Annotated in this window: 15 protein-coding genes and 1 pseudogene; 7 read left to right on the top strand and 9 right to left on the bottom strand. The window is 46.6% G+C overall.

Features of this window, described 5'->3' with window-relative positions; translation table 11 throughout:
• Positions 1-36: 36 nt before the first annotated feature.
• On the bottom strand, positions 37-1,128 hold the full coding sequence (locus tag NDI34_RS20930) for an EndoU domain-containing protein (protein ID WP_348233707.1): 1,092 nt from the start codon (positions 1,126-1,128) through the stop codon (positions 37-39).
• Between the two features lie 256 nt (positions 1,129-1,384).
• Between NDI34_RS20930 and NDI34_RS20925 the strand changes: the two genes are divergently transcribed.
• Complete coding sequence (locus tag NDI34_RS20925) at positions 1,385-3,193, top strand: tetratricopeptide repeat protein (RefSeq protein ID WP_348233706.1); 1,809 nt, start codon at positions 1,385-1,387, stop codon at positions 3,191-3,193.
• Positions 3,194-3,266: 73 nt separating this feature from the next.
• On the opposite strand, the gene crtW is transcribed toward NDI34_RS20925, so the two are convergent.
• Together crtW and NDI34_RS20915 are read right to left on the bottom strand one after the other, a co-directional pair.
• Complete coding sequence (crtW, locus tag NDI34_RS20920) at positions 3,267-4,040, bottom strand: beta-carotene ketolase CrtW (protein WP_348233705.1); 774 nt, start codon at positions 4,038-4,040, stop codon at positions 3,267-3,269.
• A gap of 387 nt (positions 4,041-4,427) precedes the next feature.
• Complete coding sequence (locus NDI34_RS20915; RefSeq protein ID WP_190410163.1) at positions 4,428-4,634, bottom strand: chlorophyll a/b-binding protein; 207 nt, start codon at positions 4,632-4,634, stop codon at positions 4,428-4,430.
• A 266-nt stretch (positions 4,635-4,900) separates the two neighbouring features.
• On the opposite strand from NDI34_RS20915, the gene NDI34_RS20910 reads away from it, so the two are divergent.
• The gene (locus NDI34_RS20910) at positions 4,901-5,722 is read left to right on the top strand and encodes an SDR family oxidoreductase (RefSeq protein ID WP_190430800.1); all 822 of its coding nucleotides are present in this window, start codon (positions 4,901-4,903) and stop codon (positions 5,720-5,722) included.
• A gap of 116 nt (positions 5,723-5,838) precedes the next feature.
• Here the strand turns inward: NDI34_RS20910 and NDI34_RS20905 are convergent, their stop codons facing one another.
• The gene (locus tag NDI34_RS20905) at positions 5,839-8,433 is read right to left on the bottom strand and encodes a CHAT domain-containing tetratricopeptide repeat protein (RefSeq protein WP_348233704.1); all 2,595 of its coding nucleotides are present in this window, start codon (positions 8,431-8,433) and stop codon (positions 5,839-5,841) included.
• Positions 8,434-8,535: 102 nt separating this feature from the next.
• On the opposite strand from NDI34_RS20905, the gene NDI34_RS20900 reads away from it, so the two are divergent.
• Positions 8,536-8,754 (top strand): hypothetical protein, encoded by a 219-nt coding sequence (locus tag NDI34_RS20900; RefSeq protein WP_190428575.1) that lies wholly within the window; start codon positions 8,536-8,538, stop codon positions 8,752-8,754.
• Positions 8,755-9,045: 291 nt separating this feature from the next.
• On the opposite strand, the gene ilvC is transcribed toward NDI34_RS20900, so the two are convergent.
• Together ilvC and NDI34_RS20890 are read right to left on the bottom strand one after the other, a co-directional pair.
• Positions 9,046-10,041 (bottom strand): ketol-acid reductoisomerase, encoded by a 996-nt coding sequence (gene ilvC / locus NDI34_RS20895; RefSeq protein WP_190410160.1) that lies wholly within the window; start codon positions 10,039-10,041, stop codon positions 9,046-9,048.
• Positions 10,042-10,209: 168 nt separating this feature from the next.
• A complete protein-coding gene (locus NDI34_RS20890; protein ID WP_190410159.1) occupies positions 10,210-10,938 on the bottom strand; it encodes a DUF3891 family protein in 729 nt (242 codons plus the stop codon).
• Between the two features lie 228 nt (positions 10,939-11,166).
• Between NDI34_RS20890 and NDI34_RS20885 the strand changes: the two genes are divergently transcribed.
• The 3 genes from NDI34_RS20885 (at position 11,167) to NDI34_RS20875 (ending at position 14,917) form a co-directional block, all read left to right on the top strand.
• Entirely contained in the window at positions 11,167-12,114 is a 948-nt protein-coding gene (locus tag NDI34_RS20885) for a DUF4349 domain-containing protein (protein ID WP_348233703.1), read from the top strand.
• A gap of 178 nt (positions 12,115-12,292) precedes the next feature.
• On the top strand, positions 12,293-13,837 hold the full coding sequence (locus NDI34_RS20880; protein ID WP_348233715.1) for a SagB/ThcOx family dehydrogenase: 1,545 nt from the start codon (positions 12,293-12,295) through the stop codon (positions 13,835-13,837).
• Positions 13,838-13,975: 138 nt separating this feature from the next.
• Entirely contained in the window at positions 13,976-14,917 is a 942-nt protein-coding gene (locus NDI34_RS20875; RefSeq protein WP_190410157.1) for a ribonuclease III domain-containing protein, read from the top strand.
• 320 nt (positions 14,918-15,237) lie between these two features.
• Here NDI34_RS20875 and NDI34_RS20870 read toward each other — a convergent pair whose 3' ends face one another.
• Positions 15,238-15,591 (bottom strand): PhoD-like phosphatase N-terminal domain-containing protein, encoded by a 354-nt coding sequence (locus NDI34_RS20870; RefSeq protein ID WP_348233702.1) that lies wholly within the window; start codon positions 15,589-15,591, stop codon positions 15,238-15,240.
• A 401-nt stretch (positions 15,592-15,992) separates the two neighbouring features.
• On the opposite strand from NDI34_RS20870, the gene NDI34_RS20865 reads away from it, so the two are divergent.
• Positions 15,993-16,373 (top strand): response regulator, encoded by a 381-nt coding sequence (locus NDI34_RS20865; protein ID WP_190528809.1) that lies wholly within the window; start codon positions 15,993-15,995, stop codon positions 16,371-16,373.
• A 24-nt stretch (positions 16,374-16,397) separates the two neighbouring features.
• Here NDI34_RS20865 and NDI34_RS20860 read toward each other — a convergent pair whose 3' ends face one another.
• Positions 16,398-16,991 carry a class I SAM-dependent methyltransferase gene (locus tag NDI34_RS20860; RefSeq protein ID WP_348233701.1) on the bottom strand — a complete coding sequence of 198 codons (594 nt, stop codon included), beginning with the start codon at positions 16,989-16,991 and terminating at the stop codon, positions 16,398-16,400.
• A 76-nt stretch (positions 16,992-17,067) separates the two neighbouring features.
• Positions 17,068-17,163: pseudogene (locus NDI34_RS20855) on the bottom strand (IS5/IS1182 family transposase); the annotation flags it as partial.

Raw genomic sequence — 17,163 nt, 5'->3', positions numbered from 1 at the left:
CGCTATGAGCAACCGGGCGGGAATGAAGTTATTCAATTAACTTCTGCAAGCTTTTCCCCCAGGAGTCGCATCAGGATAAAACGTAACGATCGCATCTCGACTCTTTACGAAAACCGCCTTATAAGATTTATTCGTCTCATCATCCTGCACTGTTAAAATGCAAGCACCCTGAGTATTTCCCTGTGCTTTCAAGGCTTTTGTTGCATCTAACAACATTTCTTTGGCATCGCTAACGAGAGCATATCCTTTGATATTATCTTTCCAAGTTTGACCATTATGTTTGATGAATACTCCCAGGGTGTAAACTAACCCTGGAACGACCTCTTCTTTGTTCAAATTATTCGGGAGTCGTCCGCCAATTCCTTGCTCTTGCAGTTCCCGGTATCTGCCAAAAAAGTGCAGTCCGCCAATTTTCGTTGCCCCTTCTAGTTCACCACAAAAGATATGTTCAAAGCCGCCTCTCTCAGACCAAGCAGCCGTTAAATCGTCGAGAAATTCTGCTTCTGTACTGCGGACGGCACGCAGGTCCCCACCCACTGCTTGTTGAATTTCACGCACTACATCTCGATTTTCTAACATCAATTTTTTGAAAGCACTTGCTGGAACTTTGCTACCAATCGCTCCGCAGGTTCTCAACACTGCTTGGTCAAAAGCATTGAGTTGGGGTAATGGCGGTGTGATGTCTGCTTTTTGCCCGTGTGGAAAGCCATGAAGCTCTGGATTATTAACATTATCAAAAAAGGGTAGTACCGATGTCGATGGCTGCGTTACGGTGCCGGAGTTCGGTTCAGAACTCGCATCTGTTGCGGGGGAAAAATTACCACAATCAGCACTAACCCAGCGACGTTCTGGCTTAGCACCAGGGACTGCAAGCTGAATAAACTTTCGCTTTGGAGAATTGAAGCCAATTGCTTGATAACGCTGACCGTTTGAGACTTGGATATTACCCGGATTTATCCCGTTAATTGCTCGTGGTGCTACACAAGTGCGTGTAGCGGTGAAAGTTCCAGAGGGCGGGACTTGAGCGTAAGCAGCATCGATTGATAGTAGCGGAATGATTCCGAGTAAGAAAATGGCAATTTTGAGCATTGGGCTTGCGCCTAAACTAATTAAAAAATTACGTTGCATAATTGTTAAGGCAAGAATCCGTAGGATTCCGTTAATAGATGAGGGCGTTAACAGAGTATATTCAAGCGTTTTTTATAAAAATCCGGACATTTATTGCCAGATCCCGAAAGGATTAAGATAATCATACTTTTCTAATTTTTTTAAACCTGGCAAGAGTTTATTTTACTTTACAGATAAAGTGTTAAATATTAATTTTGGCAAGGGAATAAATGGTCGCGCTTATGCTATTCTTGAAGTCTAAAATTCAGCTCTTGCTATGGCAGACTACGGCAATTTAAAGAAGGCGATCGCATTGCTAGGGCAATCCCGCAGAGAGAAAAAGGCGAACCAAAGATTTTTTACTTTTAGTTTATTTCTGTTAAGTTTTTATTGTGTAAGTGTTAGTTTTTATTGCTTCAAGATACTGGCACAGCCAGCGCCGCAGCCACCCCTGGAGTTGAAGGACATTGATTACTGGGGGAGTTTGTGTGACTTATTGGGGGACGAGAAGAAATATGCAGAAGCCGTCGCGGCTTGCGACCAAGCGATCGCTCTCGATCCCAAAAAGCCGAAAATCTGGACGGACCGAGTGGATGGGCTGCTAGGACAAGCAAAATATACCGAAGCCTTGGTTTCTGCTGATAAGGCGATCCGTCTCAAACCCGACTATTCCTTAGCTTTGGCGGATCGATGCATCGCCCTCGCTAACTTAGGCAAATATGAAGACGCGATCGCGTCTTGCGACAAAGCACTCAGAGGCGATGGAAATTGGGAGAACAATACGCCGCTGATCGCTTGGTACAACAAAGGATTAGCACAAAGGAAGCTGGGACAGAACGCCGAAGCGATTGCTTCTTTTGACCAAGCCTTAGAAATTAAATCGGATTATTCCTTAGCTTTAGCGGATCGATGCGCCGCACTTTCTGCGTCTGGGCAATATTCTCAAGCGATCGCGGCTTGCGATTTGGCGCTGAAAAGTGATGCTGATTGGGGCGCTGGGACTCCAGCCGTCGCCTGGTACAACCGAGGCGTGGCGCTCAAAAAATTAAGTCAGTACCAAGAAGCGATCGCTTCTTACGATCAAGCTTTGGCGCTGAATCCCACAGACGCCACCGCTTGGACTGAACATGGCGTTTTGCTGTCCCTGGTGGGTAAGTACGCCCAAGCACTCCCCTCTCAGGAAATGGCGGTTAAATTGAGTCCCACTTACTCTGTGGCGTTAGCGAACCAGTGCGCGACGCTAAACAAAGTCAGCAAGTACGAAGACGCCGCCGCCGCCTGCGATAAAGCATTGCAAGGAGATGGGAGATGGGGTGAGGCGAGTCCTTCATTAGCCTGGGATCAGCGGGGAAATGCTTTAGCCGGACAAGGCAAGTACGAAGAAGCATTAGCCTCTCACGATCGCGCCATCGGTCTTAACCCTGATTACCCAGAAGCTTGGAACAACCGCAGCGTTACTCTGTGGTTTTTGGGAAGATACTCCGAAGCCATTGTTTCGAGCGATCGCGCCACCAGCCTTAATCCTAACTATGCCCAAGCTTGGTTTAACAAAGGCAGGATACTCAGAACAGTAAAAGACTATCCCAAGGCGCTCACCGCTTACGATCAAGCGATTAAAAGTAGCGATCCGAACTTCAATCAATCGCTGCTTGCCGATATCTGGGCGAACCGAACGGTGGTGCTATGGCATTTGGGAAGAAACCCCGAAGCCCTCGCTTCTAGCGATCGCGCGATTAGCCTCAATCCTGAATTATCACAAGCTTGGTATAACCGAGGCGTCGTGTTAGTCGCTTTAGAACGGTATGAAGAAGCGATCGCCGCTTACGCCCAGGCAATTCGCATTACGCCCAATGATGCGAATAGTCTTGCCGGTCGAGGGGTTGCCCTCTTGTTGTTAGATCGGTTAGAAGAAGCGATCGCTGTCTTTGATGAAGTGTTGAAACTCGATCCAAAAAACACTTTAGCGTTGGAAAACAAAACCCTAGCAACGCAAAAATTAGAAGAAAAGAAGTTGGAAGAACAAAAATTGGAAGAGAAAAAGAAAAATAGTCTCCCACCACCTAAAAAATTACCGATTAAGAAGTAATAAAAAAGGGGCGTATCTAATACGCCCCTTCTATCTATTTACAATGGCAATTGGCAGTACAAACGGTGATTTGTCAACTAGAGGTCTGATTCATTCTGTAAGCTTCTGGTAGCTGCCACCAAGGAAGATGAGGATGTTCGTGATGTTCCTCGTGGTAGCCAAAATGATAACAGGTGATAAATGACCAGAAAACTGGCAGAGCATTGGTTTTGGCGCGATGAGGATCTGTATAACCCTCTTGTGGCTCTCGATGAGGCAGGAAAGTACCGAAAAAGAATAACTGTACCGAACTTAAAATTGAAGGAATCACCCAAAATAAAGTCAAATTCAATTCGGGGATCGGCAGGGTGAAAGCAATCAGGTTATAGAAAGCCATTAAAGCAAACAAGCGTTTCCAGCTCCAATAACCTTTCATAAAGTGAAAGTACCAGGCAAAAAAGTTTTTATGCTGACTGTTATGAAAATCCGGATCGAATTCGCTTGCTGGGTGCTGGTGGTGTACCCCATGCTTTTTCAATAACTCGTCAAAAGAAAAGAATCCATACAACAATAATACCAATGAACCTATCAAGTTATTAATCTTACGGTTTTCAGGAAATACCACTCCATGCATTGCATCATGGGCGGTAATGAATAATCCTGTATACAGAAACATTTGCCAAACGATCGCGGGGATTCTCCATACAGTAGGAATTTGCGACCAGTCAAGGGAAATTAAGAAAACCAGACTGCTTGCCCAGATGCCAATAATAGTAAAAGCAATTACAAGTCCAATAATTGGATTTTCACTTCTTTGTATTCGCGGAAGTTTCGCTTGTTGCAGAGGTGCGTGTTCGAGCTGAATCATGCTTGTATAAATTTGTAGCTTTCCTTTCGAGCAAAAATTTAGGAGCTAATAGCGAAGCGATCGCTACCTTATCCTGAAGAACCTGCGATCGCGCTTGGTTTACAACGATACTCATCCTTCAAAAATCGATCGAGTGCAAGTCCCTCTGGGAAGAAAACTCTGTTGATGCTCGGTGTCTGGATGAGATAGCGCTTCCTTTTTGTTAAATACTGTAAAAATAATATAACTATTGTAAAGGATAGCTGGTACTGCGATCCGAACCAGAGACGTTTAACCGCTGCCTCTGACTGCACATCAGTGGCAACTTCATCGGATATTTGACTGTCTGGCTGGCAGATGAAGCCTTTATCTACAACTGCCAGCCAGACGAATCTTGCAAGTCAGTCATTAGCGGGTATAGGAAACCAGGTGCAGCACGTCCCGAACGACGCTGTAGCCTGCGAAATCCCAAAGTAGGTAAGCTAAAAAGCCGATCATCGCCAAGCGTCCGTTCCATAGCTCAGCTTGAGGATTCCAGCCAAACAGAAAGGCATTACGGTCTTTGCCATTGTAGGCGCTAGCAACAGGTGGTAAATCAGTAGGGCGAGTCTGCATCGTTTACATTCCTTAACAAATTGATTACGCATACATCCTAACTACCCCATTAATCTCTGCTCTCTGTCTATAGTCCCAAACTGCATTTAATTCTCAAGGAAGATGTAAGGGGTTTTAGAGAAAGTAATTTATATCACAAAGTTCATCGGATTTATGTGAGCAGAACTACAGCAGTTTTTATTAAAAACTCTGACGAAAGCTAGAGGATTTCCCAGTTTTTGTTGAACAAACTTAGAGAGCAAAGCACTATTATTTGAAATAACCGTATGGCTTCCACAGTACTAATTACAGGTGCTTCTCAAGGCATCGGCAAAGCAACTGCTCTCTTGTTTGCCCAGAAAGGATATGACTTAGTAATGGCGGCGCGTCAGGCTGACCGCTTGGAAGCGGCAGCACAGGAAGTGCGATCGCTCGGTCGAAAAGCCCTAGCTGTTCCCACCGATGTGAGAGACCCAGAACAGGTGAAAAGCCTGGTTGAGAAGGCGCTGGAAGAATATGGCGCTATCGATGTCCTAATCAATAATGCAGGTCGTTATATATCCGGGCCAGCAGACTCGTTTTCCCTAGACGATTGGCACCAGACGATAGACCTCAACCTGTGGGGATATATTCATACGATTCACGCCCTATTACCTCATTTTCTAGAGCGAAAACAGGGCACGATTGTTAATCTGAGTTCTATCGGCGGCAAAGTCCCCGTTCCTTATCTTGTGCCTTACAATACCAGCAAGTTTGCGGTAACTGGATTGACCGAAGCGCTGCACTCAGAACTCGCACCCAAAGGCATTCATGTTTGTGGGATTTACCCGAATCTAATCAAGAGTAGTTTGATGGAACGGGCAATCTTTGGAGGTAAGAATGTAGAAGATGCCCAAGCGCGTCGAGATCAGCTCGATCTGGTGCTGAGTACCCCAGTGGTGGAGAAGCCGGAGGATGTGGCAAAGGCAATTTGGGAGGCGGTGAAGCATCAGCGGGCTGAGGTGTTGGTGGGTTCCGCCAATCTATCGAAAGCCTCTTACAATATGTTTCCCGGCTTTATGCAGTGGGTGTTTCGGAAAACCTTCCAGCTCAAAGATAAGGAAGCATAGCCATATCGCCCCTCATTCAGCAATCTGGGAAGAACCCCTCCCCGCAAAGGCGCTGTCTCGTCTTTGCGCCTTTGCGCCTTCGCGCGAAAAATATTTGTATATACTAACCGCGATAGTTATCTGGGTTCCCCAATTAAGGTGAATCCTGCCCAGTCTTTGGGATTGGGATTTTGTTGCTTAATTTTGAGCATGGCTTGGCGCAAGGCTTTGGCTTTATCGTCGTTCTGCTTCAACTGCTTGTAAAATTCACTCATTAACGCACCTGTGGGAGCATCTGGCGCAGACCACAAAGGCACGATCGCAGTCGGAACACCCGCTGCAATCAGAGAAGTAGACAAACCAATTACTCCATCGCCAGTTGTTTTACCCTTGCCGTTTTCAACAGCAGTGAAAACGACTAATTCAGGACGCAGGTGTTGCCCTTTGGGTTGGGCAAAGGATTCCAGAATTTCCGCAGAAGTAAGTAAGCCATTATCTGAACCACCGGGAGCAAGTGCGATCGCACCGGGTACACCTTGGCGCTTCACATCATCGAGAATCGCATAAGTTCCGAGATGAACGCTCTTCGCTTTCCGCATCTGTTCCAAAACCGCCGCCTTTGTCGCCTGATTGCCAATTAGTAGGGATTTTGTCTTGAGAAAATCAGCGATTTCTAAGGCTTGCTGTTCTGCATTTGCTAGCGGCGGTAACGCTTTCGGTGCTTGCCCCAGTGCTGGTGCAATTCGCGGCATCACGGGATTTCCGACTACCAGACGATTGCCCCCAGAAGTTTTTCCTCGTTGTTCTTTGGTTAAAGCAAGTACCTGAATTGCCGGTGCTATCAAGATCGTATGTTTATCGATCAGGGAGTTGCCATAAACATCCACTAAAGCCGCAAACGGAATCCGAAACATTTCTTTTTGCGGAATGAAGATAACACGGGCGTTTGGGTCTTCTGGCAATAAATCGGCAATCGGTTTAATTAATAGTTGATGCAGTTGCAGCAACGGTTTCGGCTGAATGATTGGCGCTTTCGCCGGTGAGGAAGTTGCATTTCCGGCTGGCGCTGGTTCTGTTGCTCTGGGTTTTGGAGGATTGGCAGGCGCTTGCAATCCTAGAGATTCAGGAATTTTGGCAATTACATTTTCGATGGAAGAGACGGGGAAAATTGTATTTTGGGCACCCAGTTCGATGCGACGAAACGTCACTTCCCCACTAGGCGGAATCACCCAAACATAAAGTCCTTCATCGGGAATAATTGAATATTCAACGAGTGTGGCGTTTTCTTGTTTGGCGATTTTTTTAATTTCTTCAATCGTCGGGAAAGTCAGCTTCTTCGGTGCGGGTTTTAAACCCGATCCCACGGGTTCGGTAGATAACCGCAGCCGCAATAAATCGACAATCGACCTGATCCGCCCTTGTTCAGCCATTTCTAAGGCGGCAATCGGCTGTTTTTGAGCAATTAAAACTTGTTGCAAGCGCTGATAAGTCGTTGTTTGCGCGTCCAAATAGCGATTGGTGCTGCCTAAGTTGGCACGGATAGCATCCCAAGTTTTAACTGAATTGAGTAAGGTTTCTTTGGCTTCTTCTGGTTTACCTGATTTGAGAAGCGCGAATGCCAAATTATTCAGCGCCGTCCCTTCTGCTAAGCGATCGCCTGTTTTCCTCGCCGCCTCCAGGGGTTCTTGATACAGTGCGATCGCTTGCTCAAATTGCCCCGCATTTTGGTAAGTTTTTGCCAAATTATTCAGGGCAATCAGTTGCAATGCGGCATCACCACTTTTTTGAGCGATCGCAACTTGCTGTCTTCTGACTTCAATCGCTTCTGGATATTGCCCCTGCGCCTCGAAAGCGTCCGCAATACTGTTGAGAAAATACCCTTCTTCGGTGACATTGCCGCTTTTCCGAGCAATTAGCAGCTGCTGTTGATAAAAGTCAATGGCTTCCGGGTATTGTCCGAGGGTGCGATAAGCTTCAGCCAGGTTATTTAGAGAATCCAGCACTGCATTCGGATTGCGGCTTTCTCGTGCCGTCGCGAGCTGTTCTTTGTAAAGTGCGATCGCTTCTGGATATTCTCCCTCTGATTCGTGAGCGATTCCCACATTCCCTAGAAAAGCTGCTTCTCGTTTTGGGTTGCCGATTTCTTGTCTCAGCTTTTGCGCTGCATCGCGAAAATCTTTTGCTTGTTTTTCATCCCCCAGATAAAAGTAAGCATTGCCCAAATTATCCAACACCTTAGCCGCGCCCGGTTGATCGCCGATGCCTTGCAGAATATCTAAGCTCTGGTAGTAGAATGCAAGCGATCGCAAATATTGCCCTAACGTGAAGTAAGTTTCGCCAATATTTAACAGCACATTCGCTTCACCCGTGCGCGAACCAATCTCTTGGTAGAGTTTGAGTGACCTTTGCAAAGACTTTAAGGCTTCTTGAAATTGTCCCGTTTGATGCTGCCGAATTCCGAGTTGCAGCAGTTTGTCTGCGTTGAATTCGCTAGCGCTTTGCCTGTCAGATGTCTGGGATCGATTATCAATGGTGACGGGATCTGGTTTAACAACCTGTTTCGTTATGGCTGCTTTCTCTGTACGGGCGGTTTGTAAGCTTTTCCTGACACTTGCCCTGACACCACTGATAAAATCCTCGTCTCCTTGCGCCTGGGAATTCTTCAGGATATTTTCTTGTTCCGATGCTGCTGATAAGGGGGGTAATAAATAGAAAGGCGCGAGTAAAGACAAGACAGCCGCCCAAAACAGATAAAATCCCTTTTGACTGTTTAACTTTTCCTGTTTTTGAGGGAACAATAGAAGAAAGTACCTTAGAAAAATTTTCATACGATTGTGGATAAAAAGACAGTTACGCCATTGGTGATTATTTTAGCTTTGATGTTTATTGGTTTTGGCGATCGCGTTCTGCCAAAACCCTTAAGTACAGCTAGTTTCAACACCCGAACCGCTTTGAATAATTCTTTACTGGGATTATTTCCCACTAAGAAACCGAGGAATGTTTACGAGCGAACTGAAAAAGCCATTGAACAAGAGGAAAAAGGAATCAAATAGTCAATGGGTAATGGCTTAGGGGAAGATGTTTATTCCCATTATCCATTACCGATGACAGGGCGTCAGAGCGCATTTATAAAGAAAAATGAAAGTTGTCGGCGAGCCGTTTTTTCCTATATAAAACTTTACACATACTCGCTAAACAGCAATACTTTCCGGTTAGTGCTGCAATCCTTGGGGAGAAGCTGAATTAAAGCATCAAAAGAATAAATTAGGATTGCAAAAACTTAAAAACCCGCTTTCTTTAAAGAAAGCGGGTTTTTATCCAAGGTAAGTTTCCTGTCTAACTGCTTACACTTTCTTCAACCAGCTAAACATTGCCCGTAAATCTTTGCCAACTTCCTCAATAGGATGTTCAGCTTCCTGACGCCGCATCGCTGTAAATCCGGCTTTTCCAGATTGATTTTCTAACACAAATTCACGAGCAAATTGACCCGATTGAATTTCTTGGAGAATTTTCCGCATCTCAGTGCGGGTTTGGTCGGTGACAATCCGAGGGCCACGGGTCAAATCGCCATACTCAGCAGTATTAGAGATACTGTCGCGCATTTTGGCTAAACCGCCTTCCACAACCAAGTCAACAATGAGTTTGACTTCATGGAGACATTCAAAATAAGCCAATTCCGGCTGATAGCCAGCAGCAACAAGCGTTTCAAAACCCGCTTTAATCAGCGCACTTAAGCCGCCGCAAAGCACAACTTGTTCGCCAAATAGATCGGTTTCAGTTTCTTCCCGGAAAGTGGTTTCTAAGATTCCGGCACGAGTACCGCCGACACCTTTCGCGTAAGCCATCGCGCGATCGCGTGCTTGTCCCGTGGCATCTTGATACACCGCAAATAAACAAGGTACACCTTCACCCTGTTCGTAAGTGCGTCGCACCAAATGTCCTGGTCCCTTCGGTGCTACCATCACCACATCTACATTCTCAGGCGGGACAACCTGACCAAAGTGAATATTGAAGCCGTGGGCAAAGGCTAATACCTTTCCTTCGGTTAGATGCGGCGCAATTTCATTGGTATAAACTGTTCTTTGTGCCTCATCAGGCAGCAGAATCATAATGAAATCAGCCGCTGCGGCAGCATCAGCGACCGTGTGGACAGCTAAACCAGCTTCTTTCGCTTTTTGAGCCGACTTACTACCCGGATACAGCCCGACAATGACATTCATGCCACTATCTTTGAGATTGAGGGCGTGGGCGTGACCTTGAGAGCCATAGCCAATGATAGCAATGGTTTTTCCGCTTAATAAATCTAAGTTGGCATCGTTGTCATAATACATCCGGGCCATAGGGGCAACTCCTTGGAGCAAGCATCTTGAGTAGTGCAAACTCTTAATTCTATCAAACTACGTCAAGATCACCCTAGGCTTAGAAAATTGGTAATGGGTAATTGTTAGTAGTCGCGAGTCCTTGGTTTGTTGCGACTGACTCATCACCGATTACCCATTCCCTATCCGTCAGGACTTCACTAATGTCCACTCTAAAAGGTCGATCGGTGCTTCTTGAAGTGCGTGCGTGAGTTCATCATTTGAGTCGAATTTCACTTGGCTGAGATAGCACGCTTCCACATTTACCGTAAACTTTTCCTCTTCAAAAGGCCAAGGTTTCACGGTGAGATTCCCATCGCTACGCTGCACCACATCATAGCGCTTTCCGTCTGGCCCCTTGCTGATTTCCAAAGCCCGCTCACCAGCAGGCAACTCGTGATTGCAGAGGATGAGTGAGAAGCGATCGCACCATTGCATAAATGCATAAGCTTTATCGGCTTCCTTTTGGGTAATCTTCAACCCCTTAATCCATTGCTTTTGATGCTCTTTTTGCTCATCCAGAAATTTGTCCAATTCTGGCGACTCTCCCCGTTTCCCTTCATTGAGAAAGCTGGTATGCATCGAAATCAACAAAGCTACCCAGCGTCCTCGGTAGCGGGAATTCTGCGTCAGTGTAGCCAGCTTTTTGAGATCCGTTTTCTTGTCGAGGGTAAAGTCCAAGGGTGCCCCCGCTTCAGTGAGGTGATTTCCTTCCCACTCGCGTTCTAAGTCGTCGTGATGGGAAATTGCCGCCACCGTCTCGATCAAGCGTTCTGGGCGATCTTTTTGGTGCCAGTGACCCGCTATTTGAGCAGCTAGCAAGGCATGGGCGCGATGATAAATTACTTCCCAACCATTTTCAACTAAGTTAGCAATCACGAAAAACTGTCCTTTTTTCCTCGAATTCTCGATCTAGTGTGAAGTAAATTAACAAAGCACGTATCTAGCTTAGGGAAGCCGTTAGATGCGATCGCGCTCATCGGATTAGAGAAAGTATCGTCGCCCTTTCCTATCACCGCAACACCCTGTGTTGCATAAACCGCAACAATCAGCGTGCCCCTTTTTTCAGTAAGGCATACTGGCAATAACTAAATTGGGGGTTATGCAATGAACGGCTCACTTCATCCAAAGCTAAAACCTTCTTTATTCTTAAGCGCCTTGCTGGGAGGCATCGTTTTAACCAGTTGTGCCTCTTCTTTTGAACAAAAGACACAACTGGCACAACTCGCGCCTACCGCCCCAAATTCAGAGCCAATGGCAAATTCAGCAGCCGAAGCCGGAGCCGTTCGCTCCCAAGACATAGCAAGCCCTGCTGGGGCGAAGGCTCAGGTGCCTCGCCAGCGCCCCCAATTGATCAAAAACGCCGAACTGTCGGTGAGTGTCAACTCCATCGAAAAAAGCACTGAAATCGCCTCCAAAATTGTTAAACAACAGCAGGGCGACTTACTAAAATTCCAAGAGCAAAAACCCAAAGACGAAAACGCCCGTCACACTGCATCCATGCAAATTCGGGTTCCTCAAGAGCAGCTCGAAACCAGTCTCGATTTCTTGGCAAAACTGGGAACCGTACAGCGCCGCACCCTCACCGCTGAAGATGTTACCGATCAACTCGTGGATAACGAAGCCCGACTGCGGAACCTGCGGAAACAGGAAAGCACCTTACTCAAAATTATGGAACGCTCCGGCTCAGTGGGGGATGTCCTGAAAGTTGCCAACGAACTCAGCAACGTGCGGCAAAATATCGAACAGCTGGATGCACAACTGAAAAGCTTACGCAGTCGAGTCGCCTACTCTACCATTACCCTAACTTTGGAAGAAGCGATCGCAGGTATTCCCCCAGCGCGACCTTTAGGTTCAGATGTTCGGGAAACCTGGAACCAAGCAACGCACTCTTTGGGCGAACTCACCACCAGCTTGATCCGGTTGGCGATTTGGTTAGCAGTTTTCAGCCCGTTTTTGCTGGTGTTAGTGGCGGTTCCCGTTGGCTATCACCGCTTCAAGCATCCGCGATCGCAATCAGCCCCTCAACCGTCCGAACCCCCGCACGCCGGTTAATCTGCGGGTTTGTCAATCTTAATTTTAAGAATTGGGGAAACTGCTATTCGCCCCGAAAGACCGTTAAAACAGGACGAATCCAGAACGACACAGATTTATTTGTACTTAACGGTACGACACGTTTGCTGCTGGGGATGGCAAGATGGAAGGCGAAGCGGAAGCGTTGCTAGACAGCTGTATGCCAGAATTGCGAGTATCAATTGCTCAGCACTATCACGAGCGGACTAAATACGATCCCCAGACGCTCGCCTCTAAGAGCCAGGGGCTGGACTGGGAGCGTCAACCAGTGCCTTTTAAAGACTACAAAATTGGCTCAACCTATGACCTGAAGCCCTATTTAACAGAAATACCAGAGGCGTTAGTCGATGAGGGCGAAAAAACCCAAGCATGGCGTCGCCTGTCGCGGCTGCTGTTTTGCAGCTATGGCTTGACGGCTAAAGTAATGACAATGGGAAATCCGATGTATCTGCGGGCATCCCCCTCCGCCGGGGGATTGTACCCAGCGGAGATTTATTTAATTTCCCGTGGGACGCCGCTTTTACCACCCGGACTCTATAACTATCAGCCTCAGAGCCATTCTTTAATTCATTTTTGGGAAAGTGATGCCTGGAAAGCGCTGCAAACAGCTTGTTTTTGGCATCCGGTGTTAGATAGTACCCAATTGTGCCTCGTCACCACAGCCGTCTTCTACCGTTCTGCTTGGCGCTATCAAGACCGAGCTTATCGGCGGATTTTTTTGGATACGGGGCATCTGCTGGGCAATATTGAGCTGGCGAGTGCCCTCAATGACTACCGCCCTCACTTAATTGGGGGGTTTGCGGATCGGGCAGTGAATGAGTTACTTTACCTCGATCCAAAGGAGGAAGGAGCAATTTGCGCGATCGCTCTGGCAGACTTGCTGGATGTGAAACAAAACTTGCCCCTCAGCCCAACTGCATTGCCCTCTGTCACCCAAACGGACTATCCTAATATCCCCGATGGTGAATTGCTCGGCTACTGTCACCAAGCGACGCAGATTGAGGAAACCCAGCAGATAACGGGCAAGACGCCCATCTCACAAGATGTCCTGCAACCGCCAACTCCCGATGATAAATACAACTTTCCCTTCTGTCTCAAGGTTTCAACCGTCACGACGCCAATTGATTGGGCAGCAAATTTGCACGACTTGGAAACAACCATTCTCAAGCGGCGCTCGACTCGTGCCTACACGGGTGAAGATCTAACTCTAGAGGAACTGAAAGCTTTACTAGATTTCACCTACCAACCCCAGCACTACATCGACCAAGGTTTAGATAGCTCTCCAGACTATTTTGATTTAAATTTAATCGAAACCTTTATCGCCGTGTCTGGGGTAGAAGGACTGGAGGAAGGCTGCTACTATTACGCACCGAAAGCTCAGGAATTGCGGCAAATCCGCTTTAAAAATTTCCGCCAGGAATTGCACTATCTGTGCCTGGGGCAAGATTTGGGTAGAGATGCGGGAGCGGTGCTATTCCACACAGCAGATTTGAAAACAGCTGTGGCGCAGTATGGCGATCGCGTTTATCGTTATTTACACATGGATGCGGGTCATTTAGGGCAACGGCTGAATTTAGCCGCCATTGACCTCGGTTTAGGCGTCAGCGGCATCGGCGGCTTCTTTGATAACCAGGTGAATGAAGTCTTGGGTATCCCTGCTGATGAAGCGGTTGTGTACATCACCACCTTAGGGCGTCCGAGATAAAGGCAAGTAAAAGGCAAAAGGAAAAAGAAAAAATCGTTGTAAATTTTAAGATTGCCCATTGATTTTTTCAATCTCAAATCTAAAATTTCTTTTTCCTTTTGCCTTCGTTAATTAGGCATTTCATAGAGGAAAAAGAAGATGGCATGGAACCCAGAAACGGTCGAAAATAAAATTGGCCTCCGTTTCAAAGACAAGAACCTACTCCGCCTCGCCCTAACCCACACCTCCTTTGCCACCCAAATCGGCGAATCTGGGCAAGACAATCAGCGGTTAGAATTCCTCGGCAAGGCGATTCTCAACTTCGTGGTTGCTGACTACCTTTACGAACGCTGCCCCTATCTAGAGGTCAGCAAATTCTCAGTTTTGCAAGACAAGCTCGTTGAGGGAGAAAGGCTGACCAAGCTTTGGTTCCAATTAGGGTTAGGAGAAGACCTGTTGCTGGGTTCGGGTGAAGACTGGAACCTGCTGCGCCAGAAGGTGAATAACCCCTTTAAAGATGCATGTGAAGCGTTATTAGGTGCAATGTACCTCGATCGTCGTTTCTCGCAGACGCAGAAATGGATCGTCAAGCACTTAATCGCTCCGGTTCTGGAGCATCATCTTCAGAACTTGAAGGAGCGTAAGCAGCCGAATAAACAGTTAGAATTTTTGGGCGACGGGATCATCAATGCTGCTGTCTCCGATTACCTGTATCGCAAATTTCCCCACATTCGTACAGGCATTCTCTCCACTTTGCGAAAGCAGCTGATCAACTCTCACAAGTTAGCTCAATTGAAGTCTCATCTGAGGTCGGAAGACTCAATTTTACTAGGGCGAGAGTCGGAAAAAATTGGCAGTTTATCGTTCAAGGCAATATTAGGGGAAGTCTACAATTACCATGAACGTAGCTTCTCTGATACGTGTAATTGGTTTAAGCGCTTTATCCAAGAAGATGAAGTTTTTACTCTGGCAATCCCGTTACTTCTGGAAGACGGAAAACACAAGGAGTGGATTATCAAGAAAGTCATGGGATATGAAGGTCAGCGATACAAAGAAGGCGTAGAACGCTTTAATCAGCTGATGGAGCGGGAAGTTTCTTAAAAAGTCAGGACTTACGCACGAGTAACGGAAAAATGAACCGCGTTTGCGGAGCCTGCGCGTTAGCGCTTAGGCACGAAGGAATAAGAGTTTGAGAGAGTTTTTGCGTAAGTCCTAAAAGTGCTAGATACTGTTAGCGTAGCGGCGTACTTGCAGACTGATTGACTTACTCTCTGTTCCAGGAGCAGTCTGGAAGAGAAAATATAGAGCGGATATACGACCTTTGTAGTGCGGAAACTGCCTTGTGCGGGGGTGCTGTAGATGTTGATATCAGATAATCTTGGAAGGGGACTCGGTAGAATATCTGCTGACCTAATGGCAAGTCAGCCAGGTAAATCCGTGTAAATCCGTGCTGTGAAATCGCTGTTTTCCAGGGCAGCGGGTTGTGGGACCCGCTGCACATTCCGGAATGACTCGGTTGTAGAATATTTCACAATCATGCGTCCAGGGCGATTACAACGGCTCCATACGACGGCGCTGTTACCTGTGATGTCGCCGCTAGCAACCCCAAACGGGATTTGCGGACGCATCTTATCCGATGTCACAATAGCAGGGGCAGCGACTTGTGCTTGTCCAGATTTTGATAATAAATCTGCGGCAACGATCCCGCCTCCAGTCAGGGTACAGCCAAGTAGAAACCGAAGACGGTTCAGCCGCGATCGCAGTTTTCCTTCCATGAATTTAAAATTATTAGTTATAACCGATACATAGAGTTTAATAAAAATTGGAACCCAAATATGGCTCTGTATGCTTACGTATAACGATGTTGACCGGAATTTGGCTTCTCCGTATTTAGACGGGTATTTACATAATCTTTACAACTTTTCTGGAAAAACTCGGAGGAACTTTGAAGATTAAGCAAAGATGTCCGTTGATTGATAATCGGATTTCAGAGCGATCGCTTAAAATATAACGGAAAGAAACCGGAAAAATTACGTGTATTTACGTAAACAATTTTTAGACTCATAAGCGAAAATGAGCGGAAGTAGATAAGTTTTATCTAACCAAAGGCAATTCGACTTGGGGTGCGCTGATTTTTTTCCCGCGAACATTTGAACCTCGTAAGTAGGTAGGAGTTATGACTACAGTTCTGGTGGTGGAAGACAGTCACACGCAACGGGAGATGATCTCACGCCTCCTTCAAGAGAGCGGGCTGAGTGTTACTGTGGCTTGTGACGGTGTCGAAGCGCTGGAGCAAATGGAGGGCAATTGTCCGGATTTAGTGGTGCTAGATATTGTGCTACCCCGGATGAATGGCTACGAAGTTTGCCGTAAAATTAGAGCCGACTCCAAAACCCAGAAGGTAGCTGTGGTGATGTGTTCAGCCAAACGGGAAGAATTCGATCGCTACTGGGGAATGAAGCAAGGCGCAGATGCCTATATTTCTAAACCTTTTGAACCGCACGAGCTAGTCGGAACCGTTAAACAATTGCTGCGAGAAACAACGGTGAGGAACTAGGTTGGGGGGAGGGTGAGCAATGCCTTACTCTCCTTGTCCATAAGTGCGCTGATAAAGCCGCGATCGCACGCGGCTACACATGATTTCATCTAAACAAAGCCATCCCCATTCTGGCTTCAAGTGAGGTCGCTTGTTTGGGGTAATAATTATCATTGAATGGGCAATTAGACCTAGTTGGTAAACGACGATCGGCAAACGTGACTCTGGCAGCAAATGCATCGCAAAGCTGCACACAATCAAACTATAATGCCGGTTGTTGAGAATTCCAGAGGCAATGTCCTCAAAAGTATAGGGTTCAGCTTCTTTACCCGTGCGATTTAAATAGGCGTTGTAGGTATAGGGATCGATGCCATCAATGTTGGTACATCCTAAACTTTGCAGCGCTAAAGTTACTTCGCCGCTGCCACAAGCTAAGTCTAATACTTTGTGAAAATCTAGCTGCCACTGACTGGCTGCAAGTTGCAAAACTTTTTGAATGGCGGATTCTTGAGGATTTCGGTATTCATCTCCAAATTGTTCGTAGAAACCTTGGACGCTATATTGTTCGTATCCTTTCCGAATCGCTTGGCGCTGGTTAGAAGAGGTAGATTTTCCTGAGTTTTGCTTGTGCTTGTGCATAATATTAAATTGTCTGTATTGTGATTATGCCCTCAGCTTGAATGGGGCTATACAAACAATAGACCTCCTGCATGAATCAGGAGGCATGTGCCAGTTCGTAGTTCAGCAAGCCAGCAATTAGGTTTAAGCGCAAACCAAATCTCTGCCTGCGATTGCGATAACGTCCTGAAAA

The sequence above is a fragment of the Trichocoleus sp. DQ-U1 genome, assembly GCF_039961925.1.
Classification (GTDB): domain Bacteria; phylum Cyanobacteriota; class Cyanobacteriia; order Cyanobacteriales; family FACHB-T130; genus FACHB-T130.
The sequence above is the reverse complement of the archived record's forward strand: the minus strand, read 5'-3'. Positions and strand labels throughout refer to the sequence as shown.